This is a genomic window from Methylothermaceae bacteria B42 (assembly GCA_001566965.1).
GTDB lineage: Bacteria > Pseudomonadota > Gammaproteobacteria > Methylococcales > Methylothermaceae > Methylohalobius.
Genome location: LSNW01000032.1, coordinates 151,333 through 165,261, shown reverse-complemented (window position 1 = coordinate 165,261; position 13,929 = coordinate 151,333). Strand labels below are relative to the sequence as shown.

General features: G+C 50.6%; 13 protein-coding genes. 7 read left to right on the top strand and 6 right to left on the bottom strand.

What is annotated here, in order from left to right; all coding sequences use genetic code 11:
* Positions 1–11 precede the first annotated feature (11 nt).
* On the bottom strand, positions 12–1,145 hold the full coding sequence (locus AXA67_11980; GenBank protein ID KXJ39774.1) for a glycosyl transferase: 1,134 nt from the start codon (positions 1,143–1,145) through the stop codon (positions 12–14).
* 177 nt (positions 1,146–1,322) lie between these two features.
* On the opposite strand from AXA67_11980, the gene AXA67_11975 reads away from it, so the two are divergent.
* The 7 genes from AXA67_11975 (at position 1,323) to AXA67_11945 (ending at position 7,897) form a co-directional block, all read left to right on the top strand.
* Positions 1,323–1,853: a hypothetical protein gene (locus AXA67_11975; protein ID KXJ39773.1), complete on the top strand. Its 531-nt coding sequence runs from the start codon at positions 1,323–1,325 to the stop codon at positions 1,851–1,853.
* 24 nt (positions 1,854–1,877) lie between these two features.
* Positions 1,878–2,543: a hypothetical protein gene (locus AXA67_11970; GenBank protein ID KXJ39772.1), complete on the top strand. Its 666-nt coding sequence runs from the start codon at positions 1,878–1,880 to the stop codon at positions 2,541–2,543.
* 557 nt (positions 2,544–3,100) lie between these two features.
* Complete coding sequence (locus tag AXA67_11965) at positions 3,101–3,916, top strand: hypothetical protein (protein KXJ39771.1); 816 nt, start codon at positions 3,101–3,103, stop codon at positions 3,914–3,916.
* Between the two features lie 149 nt (positions 3,917–4,065).
* Positions 4,066–5,490, top strand: coding sequence for an RNA polymerase factor sigma-54 (locus AXA67_11960; GenBank protein KXJ39770.1), 1,425 nt, complete (start codon positions 4,066–4,068; stop codon positions 5,488–5,490).
* Entirely contained in the window at positions 5,490–6,362 is an 873-nt protein-coding gene (locus AXA67_11955; protein ID KXJ39769.1) for an RNase adaptor protein RapZ, read from the top strand. The genes AXA67_11960 and AXA67_11955 overlap by 1 nt, the downstream gene beginning before the upstream one ends.
* A gap of 108 nt (positions 6,363–6,470) precedes the next feature.
* Positions 6,471–7,553, top strand: a complete 1,083-nt coding sequence (locus AXA67_11950; GenBank protein KXJ39768.1) for a methionine sulfoxide reductase — start codon at positions 6,471–6,473, stop codon at positions 7,551–7,553.
* Complete coding sequence (locus tag AXA67_11945; protein ID KXJ39767.1) at positions 7,550–7,897, top strand: histidine triad nucleotide-binding protein; 348 nt, start codon at positions 7,550–7,552, stop codon at positions 7,895–7,897. Before AXA67_11950 ends, AXA67_11945 begins: the two co-directional genes overlap by 4 nt.
* Positions 7,898–7,968: 71 nt before the next feature.
* On the opposite strand, the gene purH is transcribed toward AXA67_11945, so the two are convergent.
* The 5 genes from purH to AXA67_11920 all read right to left on the bottom strand — a co-directional run bounded on the left by purH (position 7,969) and on the right by AXA67_11920 (position 13,573).
* A complete protein-coding gene (purH, locus tag AXA67_11940; GenBank protein KXJ39766.1) occupies positions 7,969–9,528 on the bottom strand; it encodes a bifunctional phosphoribosylaminoimidazolecarboxamide formyltransferase/inosine monophosphate cyclohydrolase in 1,560 nt (519 codons plus the stop codon).
* A gap of 1 nt (position 9,529) precedes the next feature.
* Positions 9,530–9,790: a Fis family transcriptional regulator gene (locus AXA67_11935; GenBank protein KXJ39765.1), complete on the bottom strand. Its 261-nt coding sequence runs from the start codon at positions 9,788–9,790 to the stop codon at positions 9,530–9,532.
* Positions 9,791–9,873: 83 nt separating this feature from the next.
* Complete coding sequence (locus AXA67_11930) at positions 9,874–10,842, bottom strand: tRNA dihydrouridine synthase DusB (GenBank protein KXJ39764.1); 969 nt, start codon at positions 10,840–10,842, stop codon at positions 9,874–9,876.
* 357 nt (positions 10,843–11,199) lie between these two features.
* Positions 11,200–12,063: a hypothetical protein gene (locus AXA67_11925; protein ID KXJ39763.1), complete on the bottom strand. Its 864-nt coding sequence runs from the start codon at positions 12,061–12,063 to the stop codon at positions 11,200–11,202.
* A gap of 70 nt (positions 12,064–12,133) precedes the next feature.
* On the bottom strand, positions 12,134–13,573 hold the full coding sequence (locus AXA67_11920) for a hypothetical protein (protein ID KXJ39762.1): 1,440 nt from the start codon (positions 13,571–13,573) through the stop codon (positions 12,134–12,136).
* Between the last annotated feature and the right edge of the window lie 356 nt (positions 13,574–13,929).

The window sequence follows — 13,929 nt, the reverse complement described above, 5'->3', positions numbered from 1 at the left end:
CGTTCTTCTCCTTAATCCACCACGATTACCTGAGATCCAATATCGGGAATATTATGCAAACTTTCATAGACTTGCCTGTGGGCGGCGGCAATCTTGGGCCAGGCCAGTTTACTTCGCACATATTCACGGGCGCTTTCAGACATTTGCCGGGCCCGTTGTTCATCGGCCAAAAGCGATGCTATGGCATTACTGAATTCTGGTTCCGAAGGCACAATCACGCCAGCGCCAGATTCCTCGATTAATTGCGTCATCGCCTTGCTGGCGCTGGTGACGACGGGCCGTCCAAATGCCATGCAGTGAGCCAGAATACCGCTTTGGGAGCTGAGTTTATAAGGCAGCACAACCACATCCGCAGCGGATAAAATGGTGTCGAAGGTTTGCTGGGACAGTTGTCCGAGAATCACGCGAATGTGATCCTTTACCGGCGATTGGCGGATACGGTCAAATAGCACATGCTGATATTGTGAATACTCTTGGTTACGGATTTTGCCGGCCAACACCAAGAGGGCATCCGGGTATTTTTTTAGAATTTCCGGCAATTGATCGATAATCAATTCAAAATTTTTGCTCGGACGAAAATAGCCAATCATCAAGATAATCTTCTTATCCGCCGGCAGTCCCAATTTGTTCTTGGCATCGGGGATGGGTGCCACCACTCTTGCCCCATGAGGAATCACCGTCACTTTTTGCGTCAGGTTCTCCGGGAAATGGCGACGCAAGCTTTCCCGTTGATAGTCCTGATGCACGATAATCCGACTGGAATTGGCGAGAATATTCTCAATCAACAGCAAATGGCTCCGCTCCGGTTGTTCGTAAACCGTATGCAGCGTGGTCACCACCGGCACGCCGATCAAGCGAAATTTGACAATGACCGGCAAGATATTCACCCCATAATGGGGCCCGTAAAGACCGAATTCGTGCTGAATGTGGACGATGTCGGGGGTGAACCGCAGCGCGACGGTATAGGCCTTGTCGTCCAAATCATTCTCATTGAATGCCGGAAAGACTTGAGTTCCACTCGCGCCCATGTGGCTGACCACGTAAACATCGGCCCCTTGCTCCCGCAAAGCGTCAATCAAATAGGATGAGTAGGTGGCTATGCCGCACTCGATGGGAGGATAGCTGGAAATATACCCAATACGCATGGCACCTCCTGCTGGAAAATGACTTTACACGTTAGTTTTTGAAATCGATTTTCTTGCCAATCTCCCGAGAAATATGGGGATTATTCTTCATTTTCCAAAGTCTAAGAAAGCACTTTCCAAACTTCCCCTGCTCTGCCAAACTGTGGCTGATGTATGCATCAATGAAGGAGAATCGTGATGACACACCGCTTTCACGCTTTATTTCGGTTTTTCTGGGTTTTACCTGCTTTCTTGTCCGCTTGTGCTAGCCTGCCGCCTGAACTGGAAGCCCCTGATGTGGCACCCGTATATTTACCACAAGTAGTTGAAGAACCGGTAGCTTTTCAGGGTGAAAAGGTCCGCTGGGGGGGCGTGATCCTGACCGTGGAAAACGAAGCAAAAGAGACTTGGGTGCAGATCCTTGAAAAGCCTCTCAACCGTTCGGGACGCCCAAAAGATTCCGCCCAGCCCCGAGGCAGATTTTTAATGCATACCACAACCTTTCTCGACCCGGCTATCTATACCCAGGGTAAAGAAATCACGGTGGTCGGCACCATAAATGGCATGGCGGAACGAACCGTTGGCAAACGAAAAATCCAATTGCCAGTGGTTGAAGCAGATAGTTGGCGGTTGTGGCCCAAGCAAGAAGCGGTCAGAACGCTAGTGTACCCTTATTGGTGGTATGATCCCTGGTGGGGCATGTATTATCCGCCATATTGGTATTACTAATCCAATTTCGTATAAATTTGCCAAATGGAACAAATCACTCACTTGTGGAAACATCATTTCCCACAATTTTTCAATAATCCCGACCCCGAGGTCCGTTCCTTGATGGAAACGGCTACTTTGGTGAATCTACCCGCTGGGAAAACGCTATTTTATCCAGGTGCTCCATGCCAAAACTATGTCTTGGTGGTCAATGGAACCATCCGCGTGCAATTAATTGCCGAATCAGGCCGCGAAATTCTACTATATCAAGTCAAGCCTGGGGATTCCTGCGTCTTGACCACATCTTGTTTACTGGGGCAAAAAGCCTACCCTGCAGAAGGGATTACCGAAGATGAAGTCAGCGCTTTTGTGATCACCCGTGATAAGTTTCAACACGCACTCCATCATTCCGAGTTTTTCCGTGAGTTTGTTTTTGACAATTTCTCCTTGCGCTTGGCTTCGGTAATCACTCGAATGGAAGAAGTCGTTTTTGAAGCATTGGAACAGCGTCTAGCCAAAGTATTGCTTGCCGCTCCCGGCGGACAATTGAACAAAACTCACCAATCTTTAGCGTCTGAGCTAGGAACGGCACGGGAAGTAGTTTCAAGAAATTTGAAGCGTTTCGAGCGTTACGGCTGGATTACACTCAACCGGGGTGTTATTGCCGTGCAAAATCCACAGGCCTTACAAAGGATTGCTGACTCAAAATAATCCTTTCATATTGTGCCACTACGGATTATGTGACTTAGTCACTGAAACCCCCTTTTCTTTTTCTTTATGATGGATATCGTCCCAGAGGATGCATCTATTTTTGAATCACTGATCCGTATCGCGATTCCATGGATGCAAATAAAAGCTAAATTCACAACAGGAGAAGACTATGAATTTTCTATCCAGCATCATCGGTGTCAATCTTATGAGTCCTCACGCCATTCCTTTTGCCGCACCCATTGTGGTTGCTTCATTCACCGGTTTTGCCATCGGCTTTGCCATATTGAAATTAATGGATAAATCTACCCTCATTGAGAAAGCTACCAAAAGAAATTCGCATCTTTAAAATTTGCCTTTTTCATCTTATGCCATCATCGGGACCGTTTGCCGTTTCGATGATGGTTTTTCATGCCCCCTTCCCTACCCCGTCTTTTCTAATCACTAAAATTTTCAGCTCATTTTCTGACAACACCGCCTGACTTAAGACTTTTTTCATCTGATACCTGGACTGGTATAATTCCTGCATATCAATTCCCATGCTAAAAGAGGAGGCATGAATGTCAGGATGGTTTGCTGCTTTTGCCATTGCCAGCGTTGCTTTTCTCGGCGCTTTGGCCGCCGGGTTTGTCCCCCGCTATCTACCCACTGCCAAACCTAGTCTGTGGACAATGGTTTCTGCCGTAGCCGCAGGGTTATTGCTGGCGTCGGCAATGGTCATCGTTATTCCCGAAGGGTTTGAAGTCCTCTTTCTTTCCCACGAATCCGGACAGCAGCTTCACTCTGACTCTTTTCTGGGACTGCCGCCTGTATTGGCTTCAGGACTGGCCATTCTCGGGGGGTTTTTGCTTATGCTCGGTTTGGAAACCTTTGGGCTAGGCCATGAAATGCCTGAAGAACAAGGGACGGTACAAATCCTCTCTATTGGCCTCGGGCTACATGCCTTGACAGACGGTCTGGCTATCGGCGCTAGCCTGGCGACTGGATTGCTGGCATTAACCTTACCCATTCTGGCAGCAGTGATGGTGCATAAAATTCCCGTAGCTTTCGGCTTGGGCGTGTTTTTATGGCAAAAGGAGGGCGATGTCCACATAAACCCTCTGCGCACCCTGTTATTATTCAGCGCCGCAACGCCCATGGGACTCTTAATCACCTTCTTATTTCTACGGCAACTGCCCCACGAGTGGATTGGCTTGATGCTGCTTCTTTCCGGCGGGACTTTCCTTTACGTGGCTACCGTGGATGTATTGTCGAAGATAAAGAAAGAACAATCGGGAAAAGTTTTGCTCCAACGGGTAGGGGCCGGGGCTATTTTGGTCATCGCCTCATTGATTATTTTCCAGATGCTTGGGCTGGAAGCGGAATTTCATGGCTGAATCTTTTGCACGCAAAAGCAACAAGATTGATTAAAAACTTTTAAAGAAAACCTGTTTACAAGTTCACATAAGCTGTGAACTTGACCAATGACGATATAGGCTAGAATAACTTTAACAATGTTAAAAAATAGCTATCCAACAAGAGACCTATGAAACAAAGCCTGCAACTTCGTTTAGGGCAACAACTCACGATGACGCCCCAGCTTCAGCAAGCGATTCGTTTGCTGCAGCTTTCTTCCATCGAACTCAAGCAGGAAATTCAAGAAGTCTTGGAATCCAACATCATGCTGGAAGTAGCGGAAGACAACGCCACGGCTGAAGTCAAAACCACACCCAGCGAAGATCAGTCCGTCACCGCCAACAGCACTGAAATCCCGGAAGAACTCCCCGTCGATGCCAACTGGGATGACGTATATGACAATGTCTACACGACCTTGGGGCCCGCCGATTCGGATTCAGAATACGCACAACAAAATGCTAAGCCTGAAAGCTTGCACGAACACCTTCAACAGCAACTGGAACTGACCCGTTTCAGCGATCGGGACAGGACCATCGCCTCAGCCATTATTGATGCCATTAACGATGAGGGCTATCTATCCATTCCTTTGACTGAACTCAGTGATGATCTGAAAAGCCAACTGGAAGACTTGGAATTGGATGAAGTCGAGGCGGTTTTGCATCAAGTGCAAAATTTTGATCCTCCTGGTATCGCGGCCCAAAATCTTGGCGAGTGTCTCGCCATTCAGCTACGCCAGTTGCCTCCTGAAACGCCCTGGCGGCGGGAAGCTTTCTTACTGGTTACGGATCATTTAAAAGCCTTGGGGGAACAAAATATCACGGTGATGAAGAAAGCACTGCATGTAAACGATGCTGAGCTGGAACAAATCATCTCTCTCATCAGAAGCTTGAATCCTTATCCGGGCAGTGAATTCTCGGCCAACGAAACCGAATACGTTATTCCTGATGTTTTCGTCTTCAAAAAAAACGGCAAATGGGAAGTGTCGCTAAATCCAGAAATCGCTCCCAAACTGCGTATCAACCCTTTTTACTCCAACATGATCAAAAGGGCTGATACCAGTGACGATAACCAAAGCATGAAGAACCATCTTCAAGAGGCGCGCTGGTTCCTCAGAAGCCTGCAAAGCCGTACCGACACACTGCTCAGGGTGGCCCATTGCATTGTCGAGCGCCAGCAGGAATTTCTCGAGCACGGAGAAATCGCCATGAAACCCATGGTGCTCAGGGATGTGGCGGAAACCTTGAATATTCACGAATCCACGGTTTCCAGGGTGACCAACAAAAAGTACATGCACACCCCTAACGGCATCTACGAATTCAAGTATTTCTTTTCCAGCCACGTATCCACCCAATCCGGCGGCGAATGTTCCGCTACTGCGATCAAGGCTTTTATCAAAGAACTGGTGGATCACGAAAACCCCGCCAAACCCTTGAGCGATCTTAAAATTTCCAAACTGCTGCAGGAAAAGGGCATCAACGTCGCCCGGCGCACGGTCGCCAAATACCGGGAGGCTCAGGGTATCCCATCATCAAGTCAACGCAAGCGGCTTTTGTGATGCACCTGGTATTCGTCAGCGGCTTGTCCGGGTCTGGCAAGAGTATCGCCCTTAGCACTCTGGAAGACTGCGGCTACTATTGTATCGATAATTTGCCGGTCCGCTTGATTGAAACCTTCATCCGTGACACCTGCCAGAAAAATCCTCGGCTGTACGAAAAAACCGCCATCAGCATCGATTACCGCAACCTCAGTAGCGATGCCGAATTATTTCAGCACACGCTGGAAACCCTGAAACAGTTTTCCATTGATTATCAGTTGCTTTTTCTAAGCGCTGACTCCAACACTTTGTTGAAGCGTTATAGCGAAACCCGGCGTAAACACCCTTTAAGCCATGCAACCCTGGACGGCGCGGGACTCCCCTTGGCGGACGCTATTGAGGAAGAACGCAAACTACTGGAACCCATTACCGTCCTCGCCGACCTTTTGGTTGACACCTCCCGCCTCAATATTCATCAGCTTCGCGAGCTTGTTCGCGAACGTATCAGGCAACGGGATGTTTTCCAACTTTCCCTGTGCTTCGAGTCTTTCGGATTCAAATACGGCCTGCCCCTGGATGCCGATTTCGTCTTTGATGCCCGCTGCCTTTCCAACCCTCATTGGGAACCCAGCCTCAGAAATTTATCCGGCCGCGACCAACCTGTTGCCGATTTTCTGGAAAATCTGCCGGAAACCCAAAAGTATTTGAGCTCGATTCAGTCTTTCCTGGATACCTGGATTCCCCAGTTCCTCAATCAAAACCGCAGTTATTTGACCATTGCCATCGGCTGTACCGGTGGGCAACACCGTTCGGTCTATCTGGCTGAAAAACTCGGCCAACGCTTTAGCGACTCCCCCTACCCCGTTCTGGTACGCCACCGGGAATTGCAATAATATTCACCCTAGGGGTACTGCAAATCTCTCTGCGGGCGCTGGCGACAAGGATGGCCAGCGCTATAAAATAAGCACGAGTTGTTTTATGTTGCAAACCAGGAGTGATTGATGCGCCTATTCCTTACCTTTATACTAGGTTTTTACCTACCACAAGCCGTTTACGGGGCTAACGCAATGAATGATTCCCAACGCCTGCAACGAGCCACTTTTGCCGGAGGGTGCTTCTGGTGCCTGGAAGCAGACTTTGAAAAAGTGCCCGGGGTGATTGAAGCCGTTTCCGGCTATACCGGCGGAGACGTTGAAAATCCAACCTACGAACAAGTTTCTTCCGGAACCACTGGCCACCTGGAAGCCGTTCAGGTAACTTTCGATCCCAGGCAAATTACCTACCAACAACTGGTTGACGTCTTCTGGGGCCACGTCAATCCCACCGATCCCGGGGGGCAATTCGTGGACCGGGGCCCACAATACCGAACCACCATCTTCTATCACGATAACAATCAAAAGCAATTGGCCCAAGCGTCCAAACAGGCTTTACAACAGTCGGGGAAGTTCGACGGCCCCATTGTCACGGAAATCCTGCCTTTAAAGAAATTCTACCCGGCCGAGGGCTATCACCAGGATTATTACCAGCATCATCCGGTAAAATATAAGTTTTACCGGCTAGGCTCAGGCCGGGATCAATTCATCCAAAAAGTGTGGAAAGAGATGGATAAAACCAGTTTCCAAAAACCCGATCCTAATACTCTCAAGCAAAAGCTCACGCCTTTGCAATATCAGGTTACCCAGGAAAATGGCACCGAACCGCCGTTCAAAAACGAATACTGGGATAACAAACAGGCAGGGATTTATGTGGACATTGTCTCGGGAGAGCCCTTGTTCAGCTCCCTGGACAAATTTGATTCCGGCACCGGCTGGCCCAGCTTCAGCCAACCATTGGAACCTTCCAATATCGTGGAAAAGCAAGATAATAGCTGGTTTATGCGCCGGACCGAGGTACGCAGCAAGCACGCCGATTCCCATCTGGGTCATGTCTTTAACGATGGGCCACCTCCCACCGGGCTGCGTTATTGCATCAATTCCGCGGCCCTACGTTTTATCCCCAAGGAATCACTGGAAAAAGAAGGCTATGGGCAATATCTTAAGCTCTTTCAATCCACAGAAAAAAGCAACAAGGAGTCTGCCCCATGACCACGATTTTCGAAAAAATCATCGCTGGTGAACTGCCCGCCGATATCGTTTACCAGGATGACCAGGTAACCGCTTTTCGCGATATCAACCCCGCGGCGCCTACCCATATCTTGGTTGTCCCCAACAAAGCCATCCCCACGGTCAATGATATCCAGCCGGAAGACGAACCTCTCGTGGGACACATGATCTATGTGGCTAAATTATTGGCGGAAAAGGAAGGCATCGCCGAGGATGGCTACCGGTTGATTATCAACTGCAATAAAAACGGCGGCCAGGAAGTCTTTCACCTGCACCTGCACTTGATTGGCGGCCGCCCGCTGGGGCCAATGGTAGTCAGAAAATAGTTTCTTTTCTGCGTTCGCGCCCTGAACGGGCGCGATTGAACCTCCGAAGAACAGAATTCACAGGCAAATTCTCAATGCCGAAAATGCCGCATGCCGGTAAACACCATGGCAATGCCAAACTCATCGGCGGCGGCGATGACTTCTTCATCCCGAATGGATCCGCCCGGCTGAATGATGGCGGTCACCCCCGCCTCCGCCGCGGAATCGACACTGTCACGGAAAGGAAAGAAAGCATCGGACGCCATGACCGATCCGGCAATCTGCAAACCCTCTTCCTGGGCCTTCATAATGGCGATTTTGGCCGAATACACCCGGCTCATCTGCCCGGCGCCAATGCCCATAGTACGCCCATCCCGAGCATAAACAATGGCATTGGATTTGACATATTTCACTACCTTCCAGGCGAACAGCAGATCTTGCCACTCCGCTTCGGATGGCGCGCGCCTGCTGACGGCTTTCATAGCCTCCCGACCCAACATGGCGATATCCTTTTCTTGCGCCAACATGGCCCCGGAAATCCGCTTGAATTCCAGTTCCGGTTTAGGCTGCTCCCACATGCCACAAGCAAGTACCCGGAGATTGGCTTTGCTTGCCAGCGCGCCTTCCGCCTCCTGGGTAATGCTGGGAGCGATGATGACTTCTACAAACTGACGTTCGACAATCGCCTGGGCCGTCTCGCCATCCAAAGCCTGATTAAAGGCAATAATGCCGCCAAAGGCAGAAGTGGGATCTGTTGCGTAAGCCCGATCATAGGCTTCCATTAAAGTCGGGGCTTGTGCCACCCCACAAGGATTGGCATGTTTGACAATCACGCAAGCAGGCTCGTCACGGAATGTTTTGACGCATTCCAATGCCGCATCAGCATCGGCCAAGTTATTGTATGACAAAGGCTTGCCTTGTATCTGCCGAGCATGCCCCAAGCTTCCGACGGGCGGTTCACCATCCCGATAAAGGGCGGCCTTTTGATGGGGGTTTTCGCCGTAGCGCAAATCCCTGACCTTTTTCAAACTCAAGTTGGCCACCACCGGCAGGTCGGCATCGGGGTTGTGGACCTTTTCCAGATAAGCCGCAATAGCGCTATCGTAACCGGCAGTATGTTGAAAGGCTTTGGTGGCCAACTCAAGCCGTAATACGTCGGGCAAGACATTTAGATTCAAGCGCAAAGCCTCTAAAACCCCACCATAATCCTCGGGATCGACGATGACCCCGACGGCATTATAATTTTTGGCGGCGGCGCGGATCATGGCAGGGCCACCGATGTCGATATTTTCGATGGCCTTGTTTAGATCACACTCTGGTTGCTGAATGACTTTGGTGAATGGATACAGGTTGACGACCACCAAATCAATGGGTTCAATGCCGTGCTCTGCCATCACCGTCTCATCGATGCCCCGGCGCCCAAGAATGCCGCCATGAATTTTAGGGTGAAGGGTTTTTACCCGCCCCCCCATGATTTCCGGGAAATCGGTCACTTCGGAAACTTCTCTCACCTCAATGCCGTTTTCTTGCAGTAATTTGGCCGTTCCGCCGGTGGATAAAATCTCTATCCCCAACGCCTTGAGCCCTTCGCAGAATTCCACGATCCCCGTTTTGTCCGATACGCTCACCAGCGCCCGCTGAACCTTGTGCATTTTATTCAATCTCGTATTGTTGCATTTTCTTCCGCAAAGTACTGCGGCTCATCCCCAATACCTTGGCGGCCTTGCTTTGATTGCCGCCAGTGTGGGCCAGCACCGCTTCCAATAGCGGTTTTTCAACCTCCGCTATCACCATGGCATAAAGTCCTACCACCGCATGACCATCAAGATGATAGAAGTATTGCTCCACCGCAGCACGAACTTGTTCCTTTAAAACGATACCTTCCAATCCAGGCTTCTCCCATTGCTTGTTCATCCACCCCTTCCTCGACTTTCTTCTTTGGCTCTGGGAAACATCTTGTTTTGTTGATTTTTCTTCAAAAATGGATCCCCCTTCTTTCAGGACAAATGGTCTTTGAGCGTCTCTTCCAGTTGTTGTAGCTGAAGCGCCGGGTCTTTAAGGTCGAGAAGATAACGCCAGCATTCCTTCGCTAAAGCCAGATTCGCCAAATACCAGCCGATATGTTTTCGAGCTATGCGAACCCCCTGCTCCGGCCCATAAAAATCATGCAGCATGGCGACGTGCTCAAGGATGGTGGTCAAAAGCGCCTCCCTTTTCAGCGCCATCGATGACTCCCGGTTAGCCATAATCCCGCTGATTTCCCGAAACAGCCAGGGACGTCCCTGGGCCGCCCGCCCTATCATCACCGCATCGGCCCCTGTCGTTGCCAGAACTTGCTTGGCCTTGGCGGCCGAATCGATATCCCCATTGGCAATTACAGGAATGGTTACCGAACATTTTACCGCAGCAATGGTGTCATATTCAGCCTTGCCTTGAAAACCGCAAGCCCTAGTCCGCCCATGAATAGCCAATGCTTGAATACCGCTATTTTCAGCAATTTTGGCGATGTTAACCGCATTTTTATTTTGCCGGTCCCAACCAGTGCGGATTTTCAACGTCACCGGCACCGGAACCGCGCCCACCACCGCTTCCAAAATGGCGGCGACTTTCTTTTCATCCCTAAGCAGCGCGGAACCTGCCGCTACCCGACAAACTTTCTTGGCCGGACAGCCCATATTAATATCAATGATCTGCGCCCCAAGATCCACATTGCGGCGGGCACATTCGGCCATTTCCTTTGGGTTTACCCCCAAAATCTGGATCGACCGGGGATGAGGCTCACCGCTATGATCCGCCCGCTGCCGGGTGCGGTGATGATTTTGCAGTTGGGGGCGGCTGGTAATCATTTCCGACACCGCCAAGCCAGCGCCAAATTGCCGGCACAACCGCCTGAACGGCAAATCCGTCACCCCCGCCATGGGCGCCAAAATCACCGGGGACGATAATGAATAGGGGCCAATTTGCATTAAATTATGGGGCGCAATCTTCAGGGGGCGAACAGTTTAGCGCAACCCTGAAATGATTCCCAAGAATTTTCTGCGTTTTATTGATCTGTACAATAGTCTAGCCCGGATATTTCACCAGCCGGATTCGGGCTTTTTTGTAATTAACTGATTTTTTAAACATAAAGCGCTTAGGTTTGATGATTTCTTCAAAATCCAATTTGGATTCAGCCCGAACCCTATCCCGGCCCTGGCTTGTCCAGGCACGCCTGGGCTTGGCCTTCCTTCAAGCCATAGCTACGGCTATGCCTTTCAGTCCAGCCCGGCGCCCAGCCGCACCTGTCCTGCGCCATCATCCGGGATGCTGGTGAAATATCCGGGCTAATTACCACAAACCTGCAGCAGATCCGGCAAATTTTTAACAATCAGGTCAGGCTGCAGCCCTTGGCAACGGGGATCATCCTCCCGCAAACGCAAAGATCTGGCATCGCCAGCAAACAACGCGGTGCGCAGGCCAACTTGGGATGCTGGCCAAACATCCTTCAACATATCATTACCGATATACAGGATTTCATCCGTCTTTATGCCGAACCTGGCCAAGCGGGTGACGGCCAACTCAAAAAGACGCGGAGAAGGCTTTGCTTCTCCCACTTGATAAGAAAAGATACATAAATCTTCGTCAAACCCGATTGTCTGGAGCGGCTTTTGGAGAAAGGCTTCCAGCAACAGCGGGGTATAAAATTGGGCATTGGAAATCAACCCCATTGTCATTCCTTTGCTTTTCAAGCCTGCAAGCAACGCCGCCAACCCGGGCATGGGCCAAACAGGATTGCTGCGCAATTCATATTCCAGAGCGAGCTGCTGCAACCGCTCGTCGGTCAACGTAGTCTCCGGCATAAGGCCAACCAACACTTGCCGCCAAATAGCCACGATATCCACTTCCGGAAAGTCTATGCCTTGTGCCCGCTTGCGCCGGTGCTCCGCCTCGATGGCTTCTTTCAGTAGTTCAGCACCTCCTAGTGCCGGCAATCCCACCGCATGTAGCGCCGCCTGAAAGGCCTGATGGTTATCCACCGCAGTATCCACGCCGATATCGCCAGCGGCGGAAATAAACAAGGTGCCATAGATATCAAACAGCACGGACTTTATATTGGGTAATGACTGTAAACGAGGCTGAATGTGGGTTGGCTTGGGCGTCATTGGCCGTGATAGTGCCAGAATGGTTTTTTTCAACATGCCTGTCATGATTTGGTTGCTTGATTTTTACCAGGTGTGCCGGTCTCCTTCGGGCTCATGGATTTCAAACACTCCATACTCATAACCGCAATAAATTCAGGCGTTCAGGTTGCAGGAAACAACGCAGCAGGGTATCGCAATCCAACCCGGAAACCGGGCCAGGCGAAGCTGCCAACAGCCCTTGGTAGATGGCCATCAGCCGTTCACCATAAGCGGACAGGCTGTAATTTTCCTGGATGACCCGCCGGTTATGGCTAATCACTTCATTAGCCGCAACGGTCAATTGCGTCATGGACAACGCGTTGCGGGAATGCGGATGGTGGCAAAGATGGCGAATCACCTTGGCTTGCAGGTCTTCGTCCAGACAGCCGAAATCAACTTGATCCTCCTGCACCCAGGCATCCCAGGCCCGTTGCAATTCAGCCTCTCCCGGCGGTGGAAGCCTGTAATCCCCATACAATTGGGTCAACGCCCTGCGCAACCGGCTGGCGATTTCCCCAACCTCAAAGAAATCCAAAGGAATGGGCAGGCGGGTATATAAATGAGAAAGCGCCACCCCCAAAGCATCAAAGTCCTGGGTGATTTCAGGCAAATTCCGGCCTGCCACAGGCCGATCCAAGAGCCATGGCTCCAGAAATGCCATTCCGAATCCCTCAGCAACGCTGGTGGTCCCCAAACAATAGGCACTGCGCAGCAACGTGGCAAAAGACAATTGAGTCTGTGTCGCCAAATCAAAACTGACCGGCAGATTTAATGCTTTTGCCAATCCCACCCATTGGCGATAACGCTGTTGTTCACGGGGGTTTTCCGGCGCCAGGGAAGTGGCAAACCGATCCTCCGGCCCTGCCAGCGCCGACCACAGCAGCCACTCCCCAATATTCTTGCGGCGGATCGCGCGGGTGGGATACAGCCACAGCCGGTAAGGCCAGTTGGGTATGTCTTCCGTGGCGGCTTGCGGCATCCAAACCGGATTGGCAAGCGTATGCAGTCTTTCCTCCGCCACCCCCGCCTTGGCCAAAAAGCGCCGGTCGCGGCCGTTTAAAACACAGTATTGAACCTGGGGAGCCTGGGGATATAAGGTCTCGGCAAATTGATCCAGCGGAATAAAATCCCGCAAGCGCCGGTAATTGTAGCTACGAAAGTCCTCGGGGAAATCATGAATCTGCAGCAATATCCGCCGCCCGGCCCGGGCCATATTCGCTACCGTCACCGGCAAGGCGAGATTCTTGCCCAGGCTGTGATTATGAATGTGCCACAAATCCGCCTCGCCGCCCAAGGCATCCCTAACCGCCATATCCATTTGCCGCTGCAGCTGATCCGGCGAAACCGCCGCGCCTCCCTCATCATAAGCCAGTGCCGGCACTTGCCGGACCGGGCAGGGAAAATCCTGTGGCAAATCACCGCTCGCCAACACAACCACAGAAGCCCCATGGACCATCAATTCCGTGGCTGCATGGGCAATCACCCGAGTCACTCCGCCAGGGCGCAAGTGATAGTGCACAATAACCACACGCATCATAACGAAGATTGTACCGTCTCTATAAGCCTTGGTGTGTAAAATTACCTGACACTAATATGCCATAAATAGGGGACTCAAAAGGATTTGATATCCACTTTCATCCTGTTTACTATCGAAACCATAAAGTCTGCAATATAGTGTGCTTATGGTTTTAAAGTAGATGTCTAAGTGCAATCTTGAGAAATTTAAGGCCTATCTCAGTAGGCTTGTTTTCCCCTTACAAAAGTCAAGGCAAATAGTCAGTTTTTTTTACAAAATATGCCTTAACGGCGAACCCTTGCAGGCAGAACAGCACTAAGTAATTGATATTTGGTTGTTTGTTTTTTATGGCATGGCTGTTGCTTTTATTCTCTGGG

What these genes read in the sequence shown, in the direction of transcription:
- AXA67_11980 (KXJ39774.1), bottom strand. Translation starts at nt 1,145, where the DNA reads ATGCGTATTGGGTATATTTCCAGCTATCCTCCCATCGAGTGCGGCATA.
- AXA67_11975 (KXJ39773.1), top strand. Translation starts at nt 1,323, where the DNA reads ATGACACACCGCTTTCACGCTTTATTTCGGTTTTTCTGGGTTTTACCT.
- AXA67_11970 (KXJ39772.1), top strand. Translation starts at nt 1,878, where the DNA reads ATGGAACAAATCACTCACTTGTGGAAACATCATTTCCCACAATTTTTC.
- AXA67_11965 (KXJ39771.1), top strand. Translation starts at nt 3,101, where the DNA reads ATGTCAGGATGGTTTGCTGCTTTTGCCATTGCCAGCGTTGCTTTTCTC.
- AXA67_11960 (KXJ39770.1), top strand. Translation starts at nt 4,066, where the DNA reads ATGAAACAAAGCCTGCAACTTCGTTTAGGGCAACAACTCACGATGACG.
- AXA67_11955 (KXJ39769.1), top strand. Translation starts at nt 5,490, where the DNA reads ATGCACCTGGTATTCGTCAGCGGCTTGTCCGGGTCTGGCAAGAGTATC.
- AXA67_11950 (KXJ39768.1), top strand. Translation starts at nt 6,471, where the DNA reads ATGCGCCTATTCCTTACCTTTATACTAGGTTTTTACCTACCACAAGCC.
- AXA67_11945 (KXJ39767.1), top strand. Translation starts at nt 7,550, where the DNA reads ATGACCACGATTTTCGAAAAAATCATCGCTGGTGAACTGCCCGCCGAT.
- purH (KXJ39766.1), bottom strand. Translation starts at nt 9,528, where the DNA reads ATGCACAAGGTTCAGCGGGCGCTGGTGAGCGTATCGGACAAAACGGGG.
- AXA67_11935 (KXJ39765.1), bottom strand. Translation starts at nt 9,790, where the DNA reads ATGAACAAGCAATGGGAGAAGCCTGGATTGGAAGGTATCGTTTTAAAG.
- AXA67_11930 (KXJ39764.1), bottom strand. Translation starts at nt 10,842, where the DNA reads ATGCAAATTGGCCCCTATTCATTATCGTCCCCGGTGATTTTGGCGCCC.
- AXA67_11925 (KXJ39763.1), bottom strand. Translation starts at nt 12,063, where the DNA reads ATGACAGGCATGTTGAAAAAAACCATTCTGGCACTATCACGGCCAATG.
- AXA67_11920 (KXJ39762.1), bottom strand. Translation starts at nt 13,573, where the DNA reads ATGATGCGTGTGGTTATTGTGCACTATCACTTGCGCCCTGGCGGAGTG.